This is a genomic window from Italian clover phyllody phytoplasma str. MA1 (genome assembly GCF_000300695.1).
GTDB lineage: Bacteria > Bacillota_I > Bacilli_A > Acholeplasmatales > Acholeplasmataceae > Phytoplasma.
The window spans coordinates 1-3,818 of the sequence record NZ_AKIM01000060.1; the positions used below are offsets into that span (position 1 = coordinate 1).

The 3,818-nt window shown below is 22.6% G+C and carries 3 protein-coding genes; 1 reads left to right on the forward strand and 2 read right to left on the reverse strand.

Annotated elements, in window-relative coordinates; all coding sequences use genetic code 11:
- Positions 1-285: 285 nt before the first annotated feature.
- Both RI01_RS02385 and RI01_RS02390 read right to left on the reverse strand, forming a co-directional pair.
- Entirely contained in the window at positions 286-1,620 is a 1,335-nt protein-coding gene (locus RI01_RS02385) for an rRNA adenine N-6-methyltransferase family protein (protein WP_017193076.1), read from the reverse strand.
- Positions 1,621-1,782: 162 nt separating this feature from the next.
- Positions 1,783-2,826: a DUF2130 domain-containing protein gene (locus RI01_RS02390; protein ID WP_017193077.1), complete on the reverse strand. Its 1,044-nt coding sequence runs from the start codon at positions 2,824-2,826 to the stop codon at positions 1,783-1,785.
- A gap of 254 nt (positions 2,827-3,080) precedes the next feature.
- Here RI01_RS02390 and RI01_RS02395 point away from each other — a divergent pair, with 254 nt between their 5' ends.
- A complete protein-coding gene (locus RI01_RS02395; protein ID WP_017193078.1) occupies positions 3,081-3,305 on the forward strand; it encodes a hypothetical protein in 225 nt (74 codons plus the stop codon).
- Positions 3,306-3,818 lie beyond the last annotated feature (513 nt).

Consider the following 3,818-nt stretch of genomic DNA (forward strand, 5'->3'; position numbering starts at 1 on the left):
ATTTAACTTTTAAATATATTTTTGTCTAACTTTTTTTTTTTTTTGATAAGTGTCTTTTTAGTTTACATTAATATTTTACACTAATATAGAATCATTAATTATTTTTAATGTAAAAAATTAAATCTTTTTCCTTCTAGAAATAAAAACATAAATTTACCGATAAAAGAGAATTCTTTTCTTAAAATCTCTTTTTATTTATTGCATATATAATCATAAACGATAAAAAAGAACCTTAAAAAGGTTCTTTTAAGTAAAAGATACGTTGCATTGATATAAAATTAAATTTTATTTTTTAACGTAAGTATAAACGCTTAAAGGCATTACCATTTCCGAAATAAACATGAAATTATGACTTTTTTTCAGTTCTGGCATTTCTCTAGTTTCAGTTTCAAACATTTTAAAACGATAATTCATATATTTAATATTATTTTGGACCACTATTTTTTCAATACCTGTTTTTAAACTTTGAAAATCTTGATAATCGAAAATACCGACCGGTAAAGTAGAAACAATTCCTTTAATTTGTTGATGCGTTATTTTTTCTTTTTGGAGTAAAGTTTCGAAATGAGCGGCATTGCCTTGAATAACTTTCAAACCAGGAAAACGAGTTTTTAATTCTTGGCATAAAAAGTCATCTATTTCCACAGCTATTATATTTTCTACCCCAAATTTTTCTATTAAATATTGAGTAACATTACCACAACCGGAACCTAATTCTAAAATTTTATTATTATTTTTTTTGAGTTCTTCTGGGGTTAAATCTGAAACTGTTTGAAAATATTCAGACATTTCTTGTGTTTCAGGGAAAAGACCGGTTCCCATGGTGGTAGGGTTTAAAACCACTTCTTTAGCGTGCAACCATTCTTTCGGTTGAAGGGCTATACAAGAAACAAACAATAAAAGGGAGAAGAAAAATACACTTTTCCACCACCAAAGAAATTTTTTCTTTTTTTGTAAAAAGATAATCCCAGTAGTTAAAAATAAAAAAACGAGAAAAATTTTGCAATAAGAAATAAAGAGATTTTTTTGGTTATCATAATTAATCAATTGTTTGGCAAAAAAACGAGTACTGAAAATTTTTTCTTCAGACCAATTCATCAATAAATTAACTAAATAACTATCAATGAAATAAAGTAAAGGATGAATTAACGTTAAACCTAACATACTGTAATCAACTTTAAAAGAACCGTTAATAAAATAAAAAATAACAAAACAAATAGGAATAATGATATATTCTAAAAAATAAATAATTAAATTAAAAAACGGTACCCTTGAAGAAGGGTAAATATTCCAATCCCTAATAAAAGAACGCAAAAAGATAGTGTTGATAATAATGCTCACCAAAGAACATAAAGCAAAAATATCAGTAATACGTTTATTTTTTTGAAAAATCATTAAAAAAACAGTAATTAAGATTAAAAAGAGACACTGTTTTGAAAAAGAAAAAAAATAATACCATCTGAATTTAACAAAATTATCTTTTTCTAAAAAAAGATTAAAACTATGAAATCCGCCTAACAAAAGAGTTAGTGAAATCAAAGTCAAAAGTAAAACATTAAACTTAATTATTTTATGATAAGTTTTTTTAAAATAATTAAGCAAAACACTAATTTTTTTCAAATATTTAGCTTTTCTTTCTAACGAGATAAAATGAAATTTAATTTAATAATAAAAAATATTTAGATTTTAAATATCAATATTATAAATTACATTATCCATTATACCAAATTATTATTTGATTTGGTTACTCAAAGACAGTGAAAAGGTTTTAAGAACTTATTATTATCCCTCCAAATGGTTAATTTTTTTAATAATTTTATCAATTTTAAAGTTATTAATCTTATTTAAAACTGTTTTAAAATGGTGTTCTAAAATAGTATTAATTTTAGTTTGAATAATTTCATAAGATTCAAATAAAGAGTTAGATATTTTTTTAATATTTGCGTTTTCTTTCTGAATCGTAATTAAATTATTTTCGATATTTTTAAAGGAATTATCTAAGATTTCGTTTTTCATCGTTTGAAAATCATCTTTAATTTCTTGTTCTTTTTTAAACTCTTGTTTTTCTTGAAAATCATTCATAATTAATTCTTTATGTTTACGTCCTAAAGCGGTAATAATGTTAAGAAAAACGACTAAATAAGCCGGCCTCACAATAAACATATTTTCATATTCAGGCACTTTTTTAACAGGAATATCGTTTTCTTGGTCGTATTCTAATTCACTTACTAAAAGAGCGAATTCTAAATTTTTATTTTTACGATCTTGATCTAATTTTTTAAAATATTGTTCGTTTTTACGTTTTTTAGTTTGAGGAACTAAATTGTTTTTCACTTCTGATTTCATTTCTAAAAGCGCGGAAGTTAAAATTTGATCATCTTTTTTTTCAGCGTTAAAATGGAGTTTGTAAATAAAATCCCCTTTAGCATTATTAATGATTTGGTTATCTTTTATCCAAGTGATATCATTAGAAATTAACAATTGGTTTTGCACCTCATTATCGCACCATTGTTCTAAGTTTTCTCCCATTAATTTAATGTTAAAATTCGCTCTTTTTAATTGTAATTGAAAAATTTCTTGTTCCTTATTGTGTTCTAGGAGCATTTTTTCTTTCTCGTGCTGGTGCTGCAATTCTTTGATTTTTTCTTCATATTTTTGTTGCAAGGAAGAATGCATTTTTGCCAGTTGTTCTTCTTGATAATTTTTACCTAATTCGTCTAGATTAATTTCAATAGAATCTCTTAAATCAATTATATCCCCAACAGAACCCTTTTCTTTCAATTCTAATTCATACGAATTTTTAAATAAAACTTTAATTTTTTTCATTTTATTCACCTCTTTATTGTTTAAAAATTGTTTTATGGAAAAATAATTAAGATACAAAGATTAATATTTTATGGTTTCATTTAAATATAACACAAAAAACACTAATTACCTAGTTTTTTTGATAAAATAATGATCCATTTTTTTTATAATTAATTTTTTTTTATAACTTTTTTTGACTTGCTGATGATAACCATTTGGTGTTATAATAATAAAATATTAGGTTTTATTAGAAATTATTTAATCAATTAAAGGCGATGCATAATAATGAAGCTAGTACTAGCAATAATTTATCATCATTTACAGATATAAGGAATAATATAGAAAATAAAATTGATGAAAATTTATCTCGAAGTAAATATTTATCTAATAAAATTTTACAATACGATCGACTTAATCTCAATACAATGAATTTAAAAAAGCAATTAAAAGTCTTAGGTATAAGAATTAAAAGAACTTTATGGACAAATCGGAATATATAATACGTTATTCGAAATGAATGAACAAATTTGGGATCTTTCATATTACATACAATAATTATTTATGAAAATATGTTCACTTAATAGAGAATAATTTTACATCAAAAATTATGATCAAACAACAAATAAAATTATAAAATTACAAAAAAATATAAAGAATTGTTAAAAAAATTAAAAATTAACAGTTAACCAACAGAGACCCTTTTTCAGGATTTTTTCTTTTATACCAACAAACAACAATTTGTTTAATTAATTTATTTTATTTAAAAAATAAGATATAAAATTTGTAAATTTTTTTATATAATAAATTCATATATTTAAAAAGAAATAATCTTTATTGATAAATCGAAACTAGTAAAATAAAAGATTCACTTAATGATAATCATGAAGTTTTAGAATGATTGAAAATCATAATAATTTAATTTAAATATTTAAGTCAAATCAAAGAAATCAAAAAGATATCGGAAAGAATTGTTTTTAATGCTTTCCAAAGGGAAAAATAGGTTTTTAAAAATT

What these genes read in the sequence shown, in the direction of transcription:
- RI01_RS02390 (WP_017193077.1), bottom strand. Translation starts at nt 2,826, where the DNA reads ATGAAAAAAATTAAAGTTTTATTTAAAAATTCGTATGAATTAGAATTG.
- RI01_RS02395 (WP_017193078.1), top strand. Translation starts at nt 3,081, where the DNA reads ATGCATAATAATGAAGCTAGTACTAGCAATAATTTATCATCATTTACA.